The organism is Paenibacillus sp. BK033 (assembly GCF_004345425.1).
GTDB lineage: Bacteria > Bacillota > Bacilli > Paenibacillales > Paenibacillaceae > Pristimantibacillus.
Genome location: NZ_SLVP01000023.1, coordinates 1 through 16,670, shown reverse-complemented (window position 1 = coordinate 16,670; position 16,670 = coordinate 1). Strand labels below are relative to the sequence as shown.

Annotated in this window: 13 protein-coding genes; 7 read left to right on the top strand and 6 right to left on the bottom strand. The window is 52.2% G+C overall.

Annotation, left to right across the window (positions count from 1 at the left end; all coding sequences use genetic code 11):
- Positions 1-133 precede the first annotated feature (133 nt).
- A complete protein-coding gene (locus EV294_RS29950; protein ID WP_132313633.1) occupies positions 134-1,390 on the bottom strand; it encodes an MFS transporter in 1,257 nt (418 codons plus the stop codon).
- A gap of 126 nt (positions 1,391-1,516) precedes the next feature.
- Between EV294_RS29950 and EV294_RS29945 the strand changes: the two genes are divergently transcribed.
- Both EV294_RS29945 and EV294_RS29940 read left to right on the top strand, forming a co-directional pair.
- Positions 1,517-1,879 carry a DUF423 domain-containing protein gene (locus tag EV294_RS29945; protein ID WP_132313631.1) on the top strand — a complete coding sequence of 121 codons (363 nt, stop codon included), beginning with the start codon at positions 1,517-1,519 and terminating at the stop codon, positions 1,877-1,879.
- 159 nt (positions 1,880-2,038) lie between these two features.
- Positions 2,039-4,258, top strand: a complete 2,220-nt coding sequence (locus EV294_RS29940; protein WP_132313629.1) for a hypothetical protein — start codon at positions 2,039-2,041, stop codon at positions 4,256-4,258.
- Between the two features lie 98 nt (positions 4,259-4,356).
- On the opposite strand, the gene EV294_RS29935 is transcribed toward EV294_RS29940, so the two are convergent.
- Together EV294_RS29935 and EV294_RS29930 are read right to left on the bottom strand one after the other, a co-directional pair.
- Positions 4,357-4,635 (bottom strand): DUF2277 domain-containing protein, encoded by a 279-nt coding sequence (locus EV294_RS29935; RefSeq protein ID WP_132313627.1) that lies wholly within the window; start codon positions 4,633-4,635, stop codon positions 4,357-4,359.
- A gap of 164 nt (positions 4,636-4,799) precedes the next feature.
- Complete coding sequence (locus tag EV294_RS29930; RefSeq protein WP_132313625.1) at positions 4,800-5,429, bottom strand: YfbR-like 5'-deoxynucleotidase; 630 nt, start codon at positions 5,427-5,429, stop codon at positions 4,800-4,802.
- 194 nt (positions 5,430-5,623) lie between these two features.
- Between EV294_RS29930 and EV294_RS29925 the strand changes: the two genes are divergently transcribed.
- The 4 genes from EV294_RS29925 to EV294_RS29910 all read left to right on the top strand — a co-directional run bounded on the left by EV294_RS29925 (position 5,624) and on the right by EV294_RS29910 (position 12,033).
- Complete coding sequence (locus EV294_RS29925) at positions 5,624-6,874, top strand: saccharopine dehydrogenase NADP-binding domain-containing protein (protein ID WP_132313623.1); 1,251 nt, start codon at positions 5,624-5,626, stop codon at positions 6,872-6,874.
- An 18-nt stretch (positions 6,875-6,892) separates the two neighbouring features.
- A complete protein-coding gene (gene speE / locus EV294_RS29920; protein ID WP_132313621.1) occupies positions 6,893-7,762 on the top strand; it encodes a polyamine aminopropyltransferase in 870 nt (289 codons plus the stop codon).
- A 185-nt stretch (positions 7,763-7,947) separates the two neighbouring features.
- Positions 7,948-10,731: a glycoside hydrolase family 3 protein gene (locus tag EV294_RS29915; RefSeq protein WP_132313619.1), complete on the top strand. Its 2,784-nt coding sequence runs from the start codon at positions 7,948-7,950 to the stop codon at positions 10,729-10,731.
- Positions 10,732-10,875: 144 nt separating this feature from the next.
- On the top strand, positions 10,876-12,033 hold the full coding sequence (locus EV294_RS29910) for a YecA family protein (RefSeq protein WP_132313617.1): 1,158 nt from the start codon (positions 10,876-10,878) through the stop codon (positions 12,031-12,033).
- 234 nt (positions 12,034-12,267) lie between these two features.
- On the opposite strand, the gene EV294_RS29905 is transcribed toward EV294_RS29910, so the two are convergent.
- Both EV294_RS29905 and EV294_RS31165 read right to left on the bottom strand, forming a co-directional pair.
- Positions 12,268-12,807 (bottom strand): hypothetical protein, encoded by a 540-nt coding sequence (locus tag EV294_RS29905; protein ID WP_132313615.1) that lies wholly within the window; start codon positions 12,805-12,807, stop codon positions 12,268-12,270.
- Complete coding sequence (locus EV294_RS31165; RefSeq protein WP_132313613.1) at positions 12,761-13,018, bottom strand: zinc-ribbon domain-containing protein; 258 nt, start codon at positions 13,016-13,018, stop codon at positions 12,761-12,763. Before EV294_RS31165 ends, EV294_RS29905 begins: the two co-directional genes overlap by 47 nt.
- Positions 13,019-13,317: 299 nt before the next feature.
- Between EV294_RS31165 and EV294_RS29895 the strand changes: the two genes are divergently transcribed.
- Positions 13,318-15,072, top strand: coding sequence for a methyl-accepting chemotaxis protein (locus EV294_RS29895; RefSeq protein WP_165930853.1), 1,755 nt, complete (start codon positions 13,318-13,320; stop codon positions 15,070-15,072).
- A 33-nt stretch (positions 15,073-15,105) separates the two neighbouring features.
- Here EV294_RS29895 and EV294_RS29890 read toward each other — a convergent pair whose 3' ends face one another.
- A complete protein-coding gene (locus EV294_RS29890) occupies positions 15,106-15,966 on the bottom strand; it encodes a chemotaxis protein (protein ID WP_132313609.1) in 861 nt (286 codons plus the stop codon).
- Between the last annotated feature and the right edge of the window lie 704 nt (positions 15,967-16,670).

Here is a 16,670-nt window from a genome sequence, read left to right as displayed (position 1 = left end):
CCGGAACGTTTCGAAGCACAGTACTACCAACAGATCGGCTAATTGCTCTTAAGCAGTGTCCACTTTCTTGACAGAGGTCCAGCCGCATCGTTAAGACTGCCGAGGCGTGATGCGGCACATGGCATCCCGCCTTTTAACGGGCTAGCTTCTTCCGCTTTTCGCGGAAAAGCACCAAGAAGAGCAGCGAAGCCGTCACGTACAAGCATCCCGTGATGCTGAACGTAATTGCATAGCCCCAATAGTAGCCGTGGGACGCGATAATATGCGATTGCACCGGGCCCATGGTGGCCCAGCCCATCATAAAAGCGGTCTGCATGACCGAGTTGGCTAAGCTCTGACTGCGGGCGGAGACCCGGTTCATAAGCGTCGCGGACAGAAGCGGGTTTGCCGCGTTCATCAGCGCTTGGCGGAAGAGGAAGCTGACCGAAGCGACAAGCAGCATATTCGTAAAGCCGGTAATAAGCAGGAACGGCAGCGACAACGTCTGGAAGATGACGATCGCCTTCACCTGTCCGACCCGGCTGGCCAGCGTTGGACCAATCAGCATGGAGAAGATCGTCATCACTTGCCCAAGCGAGAGCAGGAAGCTCATGCCGCTGAGCGAAATTTCGAAGCGGTTCGTGAAATACAGGTTCAAGTAGGGGATCACAAGCCCGGAACCAATGCCGATCAGCAGCTCTACAGCGGCAAAGGCAGCGATGAAGCGGAGCTCTTTGTTAACCGGAACGGGTGGAGATGCGGCAGGCTGTTGCCGCGGTTCCTCAACCGTGCTTGCCTGCCGGTTGCTTTCCCGCATCGCTTGCAACGGCACGAACGCTCCGATGGTCGCGATACCGCCTGCCAGCAGGACAAGCTTGAATGAGAGCAGCGTGCTTAGCCCGGCATCCTGCAGCACATCGGAGATGACACCGCCGCCAAGACTGCCGGCCACCTGGGCCGCCAGGACAAACGCGGAGTAGATGCTGAAGATGCGCAGCCGGTCTTTTTTATCCACGTTGTCGGCGAGGAAAGGGATGGCCAGCACCTGAAATACGGTCGCGAAAATGCCGGTCAGAACAGCCATCGTCACCAGACTGCTCTCCGACTCGAACAGTGAACGGCCGGCGAGAATGATGCCGCTGCATAAGGCGCCGATAACTAGCAGCCGCTTGCGGCTGATGCGGTCGCCGAACAGGCCGATCGGAATGAAGCAGATCGCCGTAGCGAGCGACTGCATGCTGACGACCGTTCCGCTCATTGCGTCGGGGTAGCCCAGCTCGTGGATATATAAGTTGTAGAGTACCGAGAACAAGCCCGTACCGAATTGATATAACATGTTCGACAGGAAGAAGAGACGGATGTTGCGGGACCAGCCTCTCCATTCCGCTGCGGTAGAGTGAATGAATTTCATGATGTAGGTGCCTCCTGACGCTATTCCAACCAACTACGATACTACCGGTCGGTCCGTAAAGCAATCGGAAATTATTGAGGATCATGATATGCTAAAGGAAGAAAACCGAAGAGATGAGGGAACAGAATGCAGACGTTTGTTGTGCTGGGTTGTATTTTGATGGCCGTGGCGGTAGCCATTGGCGCGTTTGGCGCGCATGCGCTGAAGAGCCGAGTCGAGCCGGACAAGCTGAAGGTGTATGAGACCGGCGTGCAGTATCACATCATTCACGCGCTCGGATTAATTGGCGTTGGTCTTCTCGCGGACCGTTATCCGGATTCCGGCATCATCGTAACGGGAGGCTGGCTCCTGGCGGTGGGGATTGTCTTATTCTCCGGAAGCTTGTACGTGCTCAGCCTAAAAAGAGTGCGAATGCTTGGCCCGGTTACGCCGCTTGGCGGCTTGTCCTTTATTGCGGGCTGGGTACTCATTGCGCTAGGCGTGCTGTAAAAAAGAAAGACATCTGCCGTTTGGGCAGATGTCTTCTTTCTATATTAATGCTGTAAACGAGGCATCGGACATTGTACAGTGATTCGGATATTTCACAATAGACCGGCCTGCCGGCAGCGTGTTAACGTACCTTCAACAAGCAGTGGAAGGGGCGTACCTATGGAATCCTTAGTCGCTTATGCCGGCAGCGTAACCCGATATCGAGGCAGCGAAATTCTCGAGACCTTCGATATTCCGCTTCACCGCGAAGCAAGCAATCAAACGGTTCTCAGCCGGGATTGGTCAGCACAAGTAAACATTGCAGGCAGCGTTGACCATCCGGATGGCCAGCTCATGGACGTGCAATTCCGGTCGCATGGCATCTCGGATGAATCCGCCGTTGCGATATCTTTTCTGTGGAACGAATGGTCGGCTCACAATTACGTTCTGGTGCCGGGCGCGATCTATGCGGGTAACCGGTTTGAAGTGCGGCAGCTGTCTTACGCCCCATGCTGGTCGAGGCTTTCGGATATCGGGCCTGACGTGCCTCAGCTGATTACGGATGTCCCCCGGCTTTCCTTGCAGGAAGGGGTTCCGTCCGCCCTTCATCTGTTGACCGGAGATGCTGCTACGCCTGCCGTAGGGATTATCGATGCAGCGTCGGCAACAGGCTGGCTGTTTGTTACGCAGCAGGGCACGGCGCTTGGCGACGGCTCCATTCACGTTGCGGAAAACGATGACCGAAGCTCGGCGCGTATCTCGTTCCAGGCACCGGGAGTCCGGCCGTCCGTGAAATATGAGATGACAACGACCAAGGTACCCAGTACGGACCGAGGCCATGACTTTAAACCGGGAGATACGGTTGAGCTAAGCTGTCGAATTTATCGGTTCCCTTGTCCCAGCGTCCAGACCCTATTCGAGCGGTTTGCGGCTGTCCGGCAGGCGGGGCTGTCCCCGGTGGAACTGGCGCGAAGCCTTCCGTTCTCCGCAGCATGGCAGATCCAGGAGCGGAAATACAATGCGATGAACTGGAACGCGGAGCGGGGTTATTATGCCGTAGGCACGATCGATATGAAGCATCAGGACTGGCAGGTTGGCTGGGTAGGCGGAGGCATGTCGAGTCTTGCAATGCTTCTAGAAGGCAGCGAGGTGTCCGTAAGCCGGGCACTGCAAACGCTGGGGTTCCTGTTCAGCAGCCAAGCGGAGTCGGGCTTTTTCCGCGGGGTGTGCTACAAGGGTCAGTGGTATGGCGACGAGTTTAATGATGCGCCGGATCGCTTGTATCCCGAACAGTGGCATATTCTCCGCAAAAGCGCGGACGCCTTGTATTTTATTATGAAGCATCTGTTTGTCCTCCAGGAGGTGCGCCCGGCGTTTGCTATTCCCGATGCATGGCTGGACGGGACGAGAAGGCTTGCGAATGCTTTCGTCCGGTTATGGCACAAGTACGGCCAGTTCGGGCAGTGGGTTCACACCGCAACCGGAGATATTATTATCGGCGGTTCGGCAGGCGGAGGAATAGCTCCGGCAGGGCTCGCGTTATGCGGAAAATATTTCAACGAGAGCAGCTATACAGCCATTGCCGGGCGGTCCGCGAGGTATTATTACGAGCAGTTCACCGCAAAAGGCATCACGACAGGCGGGCCGGGCGAGATTTTGCAAGGTCCGGACAGCGAATCCGCGTTCGCCCTGCTCGAATCCTATATTGTGCTTTATGAAACTAGCGGAGACGGGCAATGGCTTGCCATGGCGGAAGAAGCGGCGCTGCAGGCGATGACTTGGTGCGTGTCCTACGACTTCCGTTTTCCGGAAGGGTCTACGTTCGCTCAGCTTGGCATAAGGACCACCGGCTCGGTGATCGCGAATGTGCAAAATAAGCATAGCGCGCCCGGAATCTGTACGTTATCCGGAGATTCGTTATTGAAGCTGTACCGGGCAACGAGCAATCAGCGATACCTCGGGCTGCTGCGGGAAATCGCCGGCAATCTGCCGCAATATTTGTCCAGGGCTGACCGTCCGGTCAGAGGCTGGGAGGGCTGGGATATGCCGCCCGGCTACATGAGCGAACGCGTGAATATGAGCGATTGGGAAGGGCAAGCCAACGTTGGCGAGGTGATCCCTTATTCCTGCTGGTGCGAAGTGTCGCTTATGCTGTCCTACGCGGAGCTTCCGGGTATCTATGTCAATAAGACGACCGGCAGCCTGACGGCGATCGACCAAGTCGAGTGTCTTCTGGAGGAGGGGCAGCTCCGTATAACGAATACGTCGGCCTTACCGGCGGAAGTGAAGCTGCTGGCGGAAACGGAGGAGGAAGCCGCACAGCCGCTTGGACCATGCGGATACGTACAGTGGAAAAGGATTAAAGTGAATCCCGGGGAGACCGTAAAGGTAATCATATAACGGCAATCGAATGAAAACCTATCTGGCTGGTGCCGATTCAGAAGAGGCAGCCTAAGCATCGCATGGAACATGGCTGCGGCTGCCCTTCGGAGACGCATCTACTCGGAAGCGGTGCCAAAGCGCTTCGCGTTTCGAATCCGCGCGCGCTCGATCTCAACCTCGCGATTGCGCGGCTCGGCATTCGTGACCAGCGAGCCGAGCAGCTTGCGCGCCGCCTCCGTGACCTCCCCGATCGCCAGATGGAACACTTCCTCATTCGCCTTAGACGGCGTGTTGAATCCAGACAACTTGCGGACGAACTGGAGCGCTGCCGCCTGAATTTCCTCATCGGATGCCGGCGGATCGAAATTATACAGCGTCTTAATATTTCGGCACATAAAGCTTCTCCTTTCGGTTGTCCAGCGTTGCTTTTATGATACTACATCGACTGCGGCCAGGCCACCGGGTTCTTGCTGCTCCATTGGAGCTGAATTGGAACTGAATATCAAAAAGCCAGCCGCAGGAGGCTGGCTTTTGTGCGTTTGGGTAAAGAGAGCGGAGATTACTCGGCTAAAGCCTCTTTCGTAATCCGTTCGATGTCAATCGGGGATTTAACGCCCTGCGCGACGAGGTCGGGGAGAATATGCGCGAGGAAGTAATCGACGCAATGAAGCTTTATTTCTTTGATTTTGATCAGCGCCGACCGGTACATCACGATAAATTCCTTCTCGGTATTGCCAAGCTGCAGCTCGATAAAAGCCTCGTAAATCTGATCCAGCTTATCCGCCACCTCAAGAATTTGGCCCTCCACGGACTGATCCTTTCCTTCGCGCAGCTGTCTGCGGAAGGTTGGCTTGAACTCCTCCGGAATATGATCGTCGATAAAATGCGCGACCATTCCTTCTTCCACCTGCAGCAGCATCGAACGAAGCTCCATGGAATAATGCTTGACGGGGGTCTTAATGTCTCCGATGAAAATTTCGCCATAGTCATGGCTGCTCGTAATTTCATAGAGCTTCTTCCAATCCACGGCGACGCCGTTCATTTCTTCAATATCCGCCAAGGTCTTCGCATATTGCACGACCTTCCAGGAATGCTCGGCTACGCTATGCGCCTGAAATTTGAATTTCCCCGGGCAGCGAATAATCCTCTCTAGGTCGGTTAACGACTGAAAGTACGTATGAATTCCCATAAGCTGAATTCCTTTCTTGGAATGAGGTAGTTTATATTCTGCTGCACGGCTCCAGTATATATCCCAATTGTTATTGGATCGTTAACAAACACCGGGAAAGTTATGGGTTCATAAAATAATAGATTGTCTAGGTTATGATATAGTTCATCCAAATCCCGCTTGAATACCTTGATGTAAAGGAGTTGAGGTTCAAAGTGGATAACAAATTAGTTCTCACGATTTTAGGAAGCGGAGGCGGTGTGGCAAAGTCGGTTCTTTCGTTATTAAACAAAGCGGTCCAGGATCCAAATAATCCGATTTATGCAGGCATCCGTCAGGTGGAGCTCCATTTGGTGGACAAGAAGCAGAAGGACAAGACCTATTACGAGCAGTTTATTCCTAGTGTCGGCTTTCTATTACATCAGCTTGATTTGGGGGATTTGGACCGGTTCCGCCGGTATTTGAAAGACACCAAGACCAAGGTCGTCATTGATGTGTCATGGGCGGATACGGTTGAGATGCTGCAATGCTGCGACGAGCTTGGGGTTATGTATATCAATACGGCCCTGGAGAACGCGATGGTTGACGAAAAGGAAGAGCTTGAAGGCTTTACACTGCTTGAGCGGTACCGCATTTTCGAGGAAAACAGAGGACGCTTTACGCATACGAAAGCGATTATCGGCTCGGGAATGAATCCCGGCGTCGTGCAATGGATGGTACTGGAGATGATGAAGCAAGTGCCGGACGAGCTTCCGCTAGGTTGTTTCATTGTGGAGCAGGATGATTCCTTTTATGCGGATCCCTCGAAGGCTAAGAAGAAGACGGTGTATTCGACATGGTCGCCGGAATGTTTTCTGGATGAAGCGATTCTAAATTACCCGATGTTTATGAAGCAGCATATGCCGATGTTTCTATACCATGAGGTGTACGAGCTTGAGTTCAAGGTGTCGCTAGGCGGGAAGCAGTTTTACGGCTGCCTGATGCCGCATGAAGAGGTCATTACGCTTGGCAAAGCATTTGATATGGAGCTTGGCTTCATTTACCGGGTGAATGACCATACGACGGATACGATCAAGGCGAATCTGGCTAACGCCAATGATCTATGGAATTGGAAGCATCAGGTGCTTGACCCGCTTGACGGCGAGCTGACAGGGTCGGATCTGGTTGGCGTACTGCTCGTTTATAAAGATAAAGAGCGGTATATGTACAATGTCATGAGCAATAAAGAAGTGTTTGACGAGTATAGAACAAACGCCACTTATTTTCAGGTAGCCTGCGGTATTTACGGCGCGCTATCGACCCTTCTGCTGGATGACATTCCGGATGGCGTTTATTTCGTAGACGAGCTGCTGCTGCAGACGGATTCCGGTTACGGACAGTACCTGTCCTATTATATGAAGCATTTTGTGACAGGCGAGAACAGCGGAACGGACGGGCTTCTGCTCGACCGGCTCAAGAAAATATAAGGGTGGGGAGAACAAGCAATGAAAAGAAAATCGTTAACAGGATTTCAAATAGAAAGTAATGAGGATGTCTGGCTGTGGGATGATCTGCCCGAACTGGAGATGGAGGTCGGCTATAAGGTGAAAGCACTGCTGCACTACGAGAAATCCCCCTTTCAGGAGATCAGCATTGTCGAGACAAAAGGCTTTGGGCGTATGCTCGTATTGGACGGGACTCCCCAGGTGTCCTCGAAGGACGGCTTTATATATAACGAGATGATTACGCATATTGCGATGACGACTCATTCCGAGCCCAAGTACGTAGCAATGATCGGAGGCGGAGATTGCGGCCCGGCCCGCGAAGCGGTAAAGTACGGCAGCGTGCAGCAGGTTGAGGTTGTGGAGATTGATGAGCGGGTTACGGAGGTCTGCAAGGCCTGGATGACCAAAGAGCCGGATTCGGACAAAATCCGGATGACCCATAAGGATGGAGCAACATGGATTCAGGGGCAAAAAAAGAAATGGGACGTCCTGCTGGTCGACCGTTCGGACCCTTATGGACCGGCTGTCAGTCTGTATAAGCCGCAGTTCTATCAGAATGTGTACGAAAGCCTGGCGAAGGACGGTATCGCCGTTTTCCAGTCCGGTTCCCCGTATTACAATTTGGGCAGCCTAAGCAAAACCATCAACAATTTAGGGAAATACTTCCCGATTGTACACGCCTATTTATGTTCCATTCCTTCGTTTCCCGGAGGTATCTGGAGTTTTGTGGTCGCATCGAAAACATGGGATCCCTTGGCCGCCGACCTCAATCGCCTGCAGTGGCAGAACGCCAAATATATCAATCCTGAGATCTTTAAGACAAGCTTTGTTTTGCCCCAATATATCAAGCAGATTATAGAAAGATTATAAGGCTGCTCCGGTTGTCTTCGGAATAAAACACATTTTATATATGTGTTTTTTCTTTTTCGCCTTACAAACGGGATGTAATATGCAAGGAACAAGGGAAAATAGTTGAATGTTTATTATGTTGTCGCGATATAGAATTTGTTATGATAATACTTAGTGCATGTAGAAACTAGTTAGGAGATCACATAATGAATACACATGGCATTCCATTAGAAGGTTTTGCGGCGTTTAGCAGGAAGGTAGCGGCGGAAGGCGCGGTGCTGCTTAAGAACGATGGACAAGTGCTTCCGGTTCGCACCGGTGAAAGCGTTGCAATCTTTGGCCGGACGCAGGTCAATTACTATCGCAGCGGTACGGGGTCGGGCGGCAGCGTTAACGTTACCCATACGACGAATCTGCTGGACGGCATGCGAAGCAAGCAAAAGATTAAAGTTAACGAACAGCTGGCAGCTGTTTACGAGAAATGGATTGAGCAAAATCCTTTCGACAACGGCGGAGGCGGCTGGGCTGCGGAGCCATGGCATCAGAAGGAAATGCCGCTCTCGGCAGAGCTTGTATCGCAAGCGAGAAGCCAATCGGATAAGGCGATTGTTGTGATTGGACGCACGGCCGGCGAAGATCAGGACAATGCGGCGAAGCCGGGCAGCTATCTGCTTACGGATGAAGAGATCGCTATGCTGCAAGCCGTTACTGCGCAATTCGAGCAAACGGCCGTTGTGCTGAACGTATCCAACATTATCGATATGAGCTGGTTAAACAGAAGCGAAATGAAATCGATTCCATCCGTTATCTATGCATGGCAAGGCGGTATGGAGGGAGGAAACGCGATTGCCGATGTGCTGGTTGGAGACGTAACGCCAAGCGGCAAATTAACCGATACGATTGCTTATTCGATTGACGATTATCCGTCGACGCGCAACTACGGCAATGAGCTGAACAACCTGTACGAGGAAGATATTTATGTCGGCTACCGCTATTTCGAGACGTTTGCGCCGGAGAAGGTTCAGTTCGAATTTGGTTACGGCCTGTCTTATACGGCCTTTACCATTGTGCCGGAGCAAGCACAGGTAGCTGTCAGAGACGGGAAGGAATATATCGAGCTTGGCATAACGGTTACCAATACCGGTACGGTCTATGCGGGCAAAGAAACGGTGCAGGTCTATTACGAGGCACCGCAAGGCCAGCTCGGCAAGCCTGCGAAAGCGCTGGCGGCATTCGCCAAGACAAAGGAGCTTAAGCCGGGCGAATCGCAGAAGCTTCTCTTAAGTTTCCCCGTTCATGCGATGGCTTCTTATGATGATGCAGGCGTAACGGGTCATCCTTCCGCTTACGTCTTGGAAGCGGGGACGTACCGTATTTATGTTGGGAATAGCGTGCGGAATGCTTCTGCGGTTTCCGTGGACGGGAAAGAAGGCTTTGCCGCAGAATCCCTTCAAGTGGTGCAGCAGCTGGAGGAAGCGATGGCTCCAACGGTCAGCTTCACGCGGCTGAAGCCTGGTGCCCGCAGGGAAGACGGTACTTACGAGCCGACTTCCGCGGAGGTGCCGGTCCGCAAAACGTTGCTGGCGGAACGCATAGAGAAGAACCTGCCGGCAAGCCTCGCGCAGACCGGTGACCAAGGCTACAAGCTGCAGGATGTAGCGGACGGCAAAATAAGCATGGAAGCCTTCATCGCCCAGCTAAGCGATGAGGATCTGGCAGCTATCGTCCGGGGCGAAGGCATGTCCAGCCCGAAGGTGACGGCCGGCACGGCATCGGCTTTCGGCGGCGTCAGCGAAAATCTGCTTGGCTACGGCATTCCGGTAGCTTGTACGGCGGACGGTCCATCGGGTATCCGCATGGACAGCGGGCATCAAGCGACGCAGGTTGCAATCGGCACCTTGCTTGCGGCTACCTGGAATACGGAGCTAGTAGAAGAGCTGTATGTGCTGGAAGGGAAGGAGCTGCTCGGCAATGATATCGACGCCCTTCTTGGACCCGGCCTTAATATCCGCCGCAGTCCGCTCAACGGACGCAACTTCGAATACTTCTCCGAGGATCCGCTGGTATCCGGGGCGTTCGCGGCAGCATGCACGCGCGGGATCATGAGAGGCGGCTCGAATGCGACGCTGAAGCATTTCGCCTGCAATAACCAGGAGCAATACCGTCACCGCGTAAACGCGGTTGTATCGGAGCGCGCGCTTCGCGAGATATACCTGAAAGGGTTCGAGATTGCGGTCAAAGAAGGCGGAGCCAATTCGATCATGACCTCCTATAATCCGATTAACGGCCATTGGGCAGCCTCGAACTATGATCTGAACACAACGATTCTGCGCGGCGAATGGGGTTTCAAGGGTATCGTCATGACCGACTGGTGGGCGGTTATGAACGATGTTGTCCTTGGCGGCCCGGCTGACCGCAGGTTCACGAACTGGATGGTCCGCTCCCAGAACGATTTGTACATGGTGGTGTCCAACTACGGCGCGGAATCCAACGTATGGGGAGACAATACGCTGGAATCGCTGGAGAACGGAACGTTAACCCGCGGCGAGCTGCAGCGCAGCGCCATGAATATTTGCGATTTTATTATGAAAGCGCCGGTATTCGGAAGAGAGCTGGTGACGGAAGAGAAGGCAGCCCGGTTCGAGCCTAGCGCTAGCGCGGAGCTGTCCGCGCCGCAAGCGCAGTCGCTGACCGACGGCGCTCAAGTGACGTTTACGGCGGGGGAGCCGGCCGTGATGAAGGTCGAGCAAAGCGGCGTTTACCGGATTACGGTGCATCTAATGTTGACCGAGTTCGCGTGGGCGCAAAGCGCATGCAACGTGCTGATCAACGGCGAGCTGATGACGACCGTTCAGACGAACGGCACGGAAGGCGCCTGGATCCGCCAGAAGCTGGTGAAGGTGGAGCTTGCGGCAGGCCTATATGAGCTTAAGCTTGATTTCGTGAAGCCGGGCATGCAGATTGACCGGATTGAGTTCGTGCAGGAATAATCACCGTTTGTACGTATGCGAAAGGGATGCCTTGGGGCATCTCTTTTTTACGGCTTTATTTGAAATTCGTGAGCTGTCCGTGTATGGTAGAAGCAGCAGATAAGGGATTTTTACCGATATCGTACAAAGGAATGGTGTGAAGTCTTGGAATTATTAATAAAAGAATTGCAGCAGATGAACATCCAGTATGCGATTAAAGGCGAGGTTAAGACTAGGCTTGCGGAGATTTTGCAGCTTCTGACCAAGGACAAGCTGAATCTGCTGGCCGGCAATTACGAGATTAAGGGACGTTCCAAGCTAAAGAAGCAGGAGCTGGCGGATGCGGTTCAAGCATCGATCATGGCTTCTGAAGAATTAAGCATGGCTCTCTTGATGGCCACTTCCCAGGAGTGGGAGCTTCTGCAGAGGCTTCTGCCTGTTCCGTCGCTGCAGGATGATGCTTTGGCTCCCGGAGCGTATATTTTTCTGATGAACGCAGGACTTGTCTACTCGTTCTACGAAGAGGACAAGCTGTATTACGTGCTGCCCGAGGAAGTGAAGGAGACCTACGCGAAGGTTGTGAATCCGGCCTTGCTGAAGGAGCGCGAGCGCTGCCGGCGGGTTTTCGACTACATCCTTGCGGCAACGAATTTATACGGCGCATGCTCGTTTAATTTATTGATCGAGATCCATAATGCGCAGAACAAGGATCAGCTGAATGAAGCGGAGCTTGACCGCATCTGCCAATTGCTGACCCGCCGGGAGCAGAGCTGGCATGTGGAGGGCAACAGACTGCTTGCGGATTATTTTGACGAGGACAATCAGGAGGAGCTGGAGGAGCTGCTGGCGAGCGTTGCCGGCAAGCCTTACTATATCCCGGACAGACAAGAGTTTCTCCGCTATGCGGACTATGGCTATTATGAGGTAACCCCTCAATTGGCCGGACTCGAGAAATATGTTCTCCAATATTTGTGCCCGGAGACAGGGGTTGTCCGGGATCTCATCTCGGAGATTCAATTCGACTGCTCCATGGCAAAACCGCTCGAAGAGATCATGATGGGCTTCGAGGCCCGCGGAATCGAGATTCCGTCCAGAGAACAGCTGGAGATGGTTGTTCATCTCGTTATCAATGTATACAACAATACCCGGATGTGGTCGAATGGCGGCTATAAGCCTAACGAACTGGATTCGTCCGGCGCAGGAGTGGCGCCTGTCAACAACGTCGTGCCGATGCAACAGCGTGCCGGATCGGCCAAGGTTGGCAGGAATGAGCCTTGTCCATGCGGAAGCGGGAAAAAGTACAAGAAGTGCTGCGGAGCTTAATTCTAAAAACGGAGCAGAGGTAAAGTTACTCAAGCCAGCAGAGATGGCGGGGTTGATGCTATTGTTTGACCTGACCCAATACTTGGTTTTGTATTACAAGCTAAGAGGAATAATCATGTTGAGATATAAACTAAGCCCATCATGGCTTTCATAGCCTTTAAAAGATAAGAATTGTACGTTCAAGAAAACAGCCACGTCCATATAGTTCGGACGTGGCTGTTATTTTTGTTTAAGCTAATTCTCTGAAGCAATTTTTTTAATTTCGGCTTGGGTAAAACCCGCATCGCTCAACACTTTAACACGATTATTGGCAATAACGTTGATGGAGCCTGTTACTTGCTGGATAGCGCTTTGTGCGGCTGAAAGATCGGATGTTTTTCCGCTGTCGAGGTATTTTTTGAGCTTCTGAGCTGCGGTTTGCGAGAATAAGGCCATGTCTGCAACGGATCGTGTATATTCTTTTGCAATCGCAGGAACGTTGCCTGGCGGCGAAACACTCATATTGCCCTGATATTTTTCGATTTCTTTCGCGTAATTATAGAAGTTCAGTTTTGTCATTTTGCCATCAGAATATGAGTTCAATGCATCCATTAGTTTGTTATGGGCATCCACAATGTGATTGAAGTATTCCCAAACGATTTTGTCTTGTTCGCGTACTTCATTTTTTTTCTTGGCTACTGTTTGGGCAGCGGTTTTGGTTTTTTCAATAGTCTTGGATGCATTGGTTTCAGTAGATGGCGAATTGTTGGCTCCAATAATACCTATTAGAGTCATAAATGCTACTACAATAAAAATCGCAATATACTGGCCTTTTTTCTTTTTCTTTTTTTTTCAATCGGGCTAAGGTTTCTTCTTGTGCTTGAGCTGTCAGCCACTTTGGCGTCGGTGCTGGTGTCTCTCCGGCTACTCCTAATGGAGCTGCACAGTTCTCGCAGAAGTTATGCGTGTCCACATTTTTATGGCCACAGGTTTGACAAACTTTCATTTTCTTTTATCCCCCTAAAAATATTCAATTAATAATATGATTTTTGAAGAAGATAAGCCACTTAATTAAATACATAAATACCTTTTAGTTACAGTATTTATATAGTAATTAATTACATCTTGTTAAGATGAACTGTTTATTACCCGATTTTTACTTATTTATATAGATTCGGTAATAGCTTGTTAAGAAAGAGTTATGTCTGGTGGAGGAAAATGTCAGGCCTATGTCGAAATCTAAGGGAAATTAGGGAAATTTGTAGGATAGCATTTGGAATAACTAGTCGAAGGGGTAAAGACAGCATGTATATGTTTCGAAGCCGGTTAATACTGAAGTTATCTGTGATGATATTGGCGATCCTTGTTCTCCTCTCATCCGCCTTGATTTACATGCAGATTCAGAACACCAAGAAGGCAAGCGAGGAAGCGATCGGCAATTTCAATATTCATATGGCGGAGGCTTATGCCGGGCAGTTTGATGTAAGCGCTTATGCGGATTTTTTGAAGGACCAGAAGGAAACCGATCTGTATTGGGCAATCCGGGAGCAGATGAATGCGTACCGGGAACGTATCGGGGCGATGTACGTCTATACGGTGCAAATCAATGATAAGGGAGAGCCCATTCTGCTAATCGACGGGCAGCCGAAGGATTCGGATTCCGCTTCGCCGATTGGCGAAGTAACGGATATTCCGGTGGACGCTATCGGGAAGCTGAAAAACGGAGAGACCGCCAAATCCGGCATCATCCGCAATGAGGAGTATGGGGACTATATTTCTTCCTACGCCCCTCTGCGCGATGCAGGCGGGACGATGATCGGCGTGCTTGGCATCGATACCGACGTATCGGTATCGAAAACGATCTATAAGGACGTTATCGGGGACAGCGTGCCTCTCTTTATCATTATGGGAGTGCTCACTCTGCTCGTATTCCTGTTTATTGCTTTCTTCCTGGCACGTACGCTAAGACCGCTGGGGGTTATCGTAAGAGGAGCCGAAGCGATTGCCCACGGCAATCTTGCGGAGGCGCGTCAGCAGCTTCAACTGACGAAGGTGAAGTCGAAGGACGAGATTGGGCAGGTCTATTCGGCCATGACGCAGATGATCGCGCGGCTTGGCGTTACGCTTGAGGATGTCGTCCGCGATATGGCGTTAACAACGCAAAGCATTGTTCATTCCACGGAGCAGTTCGGAACCGAAGCGGCACAGATGGTAGCGATGAACGAGCAGCTTGAGCATTCCGTAACGACGATGGCCGATGGCGCGCGTCATCAACGAATTGGAGCGGAGGAGAGCGCCAGCTCGATGGAGGATATCACGCAGGCGATCCAGCGCGTATCCGAGGCTTCCATGCAGGTTTCGAGCGTATCCCATGAGGCGTTGGAGTCGGCCGAGCATGGAAGGGAATCGATTCACGGGCTGCGGCAGCAGGTCGAGCTGATGGCGTCGGTAGCCCAGCAGACGGCAGACTCGGTGGAGCTTCTTCAGACTTATATGCAGCAGATTGAGCCGGTGCTTCAGTCGATTGCAAGCATTTCGGACCAGACGAAGCTGCTTGCGCTGAACGCTTCCATCGAAGCGGCCCGCGCAGGCGAGCACGGCTCGGGCTTTGCCATTGTAGCCGCGGAAGTGCGCAAGCTGGCTGAAGCGTCTGCTGTCTCTGCCTCCCAGGTAACCTCTTTACTCGAGCAGATTGGCCAGGAGTCCGCCAATATCGGAGAGAGAATGCAGGCGGGCAGCATGGAGATGGCCAAAGGCACGGAGCTGTCGGGCCGGGTAGAAGCTTTGTTCGACAGGACGATGGATCAGTTCATTGACGTAAACAGCAAGATTCAGGAGATCTCGGCAGCTGCCGAAGAAGTGCTGGCCGGCTCGGAGGAAGTAGCCGCTTCGGTGGAACAGATCGCCCAGATTTCCCGCACGACCGCGGAAAGCTCGGCCACGCTGGAGGGGATGTCGAAGCATCAGCTGGAAGCGGCCAAGCGGATTGCCGACACAACCGAGCAGTTGAAAAGCCGCAGCGCAGGCTTGGAAGCCGCGGTAGGCAAATTTAAGCTCTAGCCTTTTCCTATATAAAAGAAGAAGCCCTGCCACCTACGGCCGGGCTTCTTCTTCGTAATAGACCTGCAGCGTGCTTAGAGAGTGAACGATCCGGTCGATGACGGCTTTCGTTTGAAAATATTTGCGATGAGATAAGGGCGTCCAGCTTAGCAGACCCGGGCATTCTACCTCGATATCCGCGGTGACGACTTTTTTATAGCGGTCGTTTAAGGGCTTGATGGGATAGGCGATGACATCGTCGGTGTCGTAGAAGTTCACCCACTCGCCAATGCCTAGCCCCTGCAGTGGGGGCGCGGGAACCGCAATCGGCATGCCAAAGTCTTTAAAGCGCAAAGCCCATACGGCAAGAGGACTGCCAAGCGTATAGAAGTGAGTCAACGTCTCGCCATGCACCAGCTTGGACTTGCTTGCTCCGATAACCTCCGAGACTTTGGGCGTCAGCCGGTTCGTTTGCAAGTCGTGAAAGAAGTTGCTCGATATGATAGACCCGAGACTGTGAGAGATCATGCAGAGCGGCGCATCTTGTCCCGCTAGATCGGAAAGGCGCTGCAGGCATACGGCAAAACGCCGGTGAATTTCGTCATAAATATAATCGTCCGGGGAGGGATCATTGTCGCGGGGGACAGCCTGGTAGGCAATGGCTTCGCCCAGCTGGTTAACGAAGAAGGGTCTTAACCGCATCCATTTGGCCCAGCGCAGCGGCTTGCCGCGAATCCGGCTCCATAACCGCTCCTCCAGCCGGCTTACGATATCTCCCCAATAGATGCCTTCCACATGCAGCTTTACGCTCGGATTCACAATAGCCATCTGGGTACATAGATTGTTGGCCAGCTCGGCGTGGAAATTCTCCCTGCTTTGACCGATCCCATGTATGACAGCAACGGCAATTTTCACGGGGACAACCCCTTCCTATGCGTAGATCATACATTAATGTATTCGCATACATTTGCTTTCGTTAAAGCAGAAGCCCTGCCAGATACGGGGAAGATAACGCCGTCCTGCGGGCGGATTGCAAAGGGACCTGCTTTTGTTATAGAGAAGGGTAGTGAACTGCGGTGGACTGCAGTGGACCGGAGAATGTCCTATGCCGAATGGTCATTCCACGCTACGCTGGATTTCATCCAGCGTAGCGTGTCGCTGCCACATCTACAGTGGATTCCGTACAGTAAAATTCGCTTATATCGCCCAGTAACCTCGCTTTTGGTTGATTACGCTGGAATGAATCCAGCATAGAGTCTTCGTAGCAGCGGTACAGCCCAATATTACTGGAGAGATTCCAACGTACGCTGCGGCGTGGTGTCGCTGGTTGCTAGGTTAAGGTCCTTAAGGGACCTTAACCTAGCGAAATAGCTGGCTAGATAAGAGGATAAGGCCCCTTAGGGACCTTAAAGTCCGCCGAAACAGCAAAACCTGCCGATATTCGGCCGCTACAGGGTCGTTAAGGTCCTTAGGGGACCTTAACCTGACGAAATTGCTAGCCAGATAAGAGGATAAGGCCCCTTAGTGCAACTAGAATAAAAAGTGGACACCCTCTAAGAGCAGGTAGATAATAAACACAAAAAAACCGAGGTGTCGTCCACATGAAAGAGAGCAGGCAG

Bases quoted from the DNA above. Each gene is read 5' to 3' on its own strand.
- EV294_RS29950 (WP_132313633.1), bottom strand. From the start codon at position 1,390: ATGAAATTCATTCACTCTACCGCAGCGGAATGGAGAGGCTGGTCCCGC.
- EV294_RS29945 (WP_132313631.1), top strand. From the start codon at position 1,517: ATGCAGACGTTTGTTGTGCTGGGTTGTATTTTGATGGCCGTGGCGGTA.
- EV294_RS29940 (WP_132313629.1), top strand. From the start codon at position 2,039: ATGGAATCCTTAGTCGCTTATGCCGGCAGCGTAACCCGATATCGAGGC.
- EV294_RS29935 (WP_132313627.1), bottom strand. From the start codon at position 4,635: ATGTGCCGAAATATTAAGACGCTGTATAATTTCGATCCGCCGGCATCC.
- EV294_RS29930 (WP_132313625.1), bottom strand. From the start codon at position 5,429: ATGGGAATTCATACGTACTTTCAGTCGTTAACCGACCTAGAGAGGATT.
- speE (WP_132313621.1), top strand. From the start codon at position 6,893: ATGAAAAGAAAATCGTTAACAGGATTTCAAATAGAAAGTAATGAGGAT.
- EV294_RS29915 (WP_132313619.1), top strand. From the start codon at position 7,948: ATGAATACACATGGCATTCCATTAGAAGGTTTTGCGGCGTTTAGCAGG.
- EV294_RS29905 (WP_132313615.1), bottom strand. From the start codon at position 12,807: ATGACTCTAATAGGTATTATTGGAGCCAACAATTCGCCATCTACTGAA.
- EV294_RS31165 (WP_132313613.1), bottom strand. From the start codon at position 13,018: ATGAAAGTTTGTCAAACCTGTGGCCATAAAAATGTGGACACGCATAAC.
- EV294_RS29895 (WP_165930853.1), top strand. From the start codon at position 13,318: ATGTATATGTTTCGAAGCCGGTTAATACTGAAGTTATCTGTGATGATA.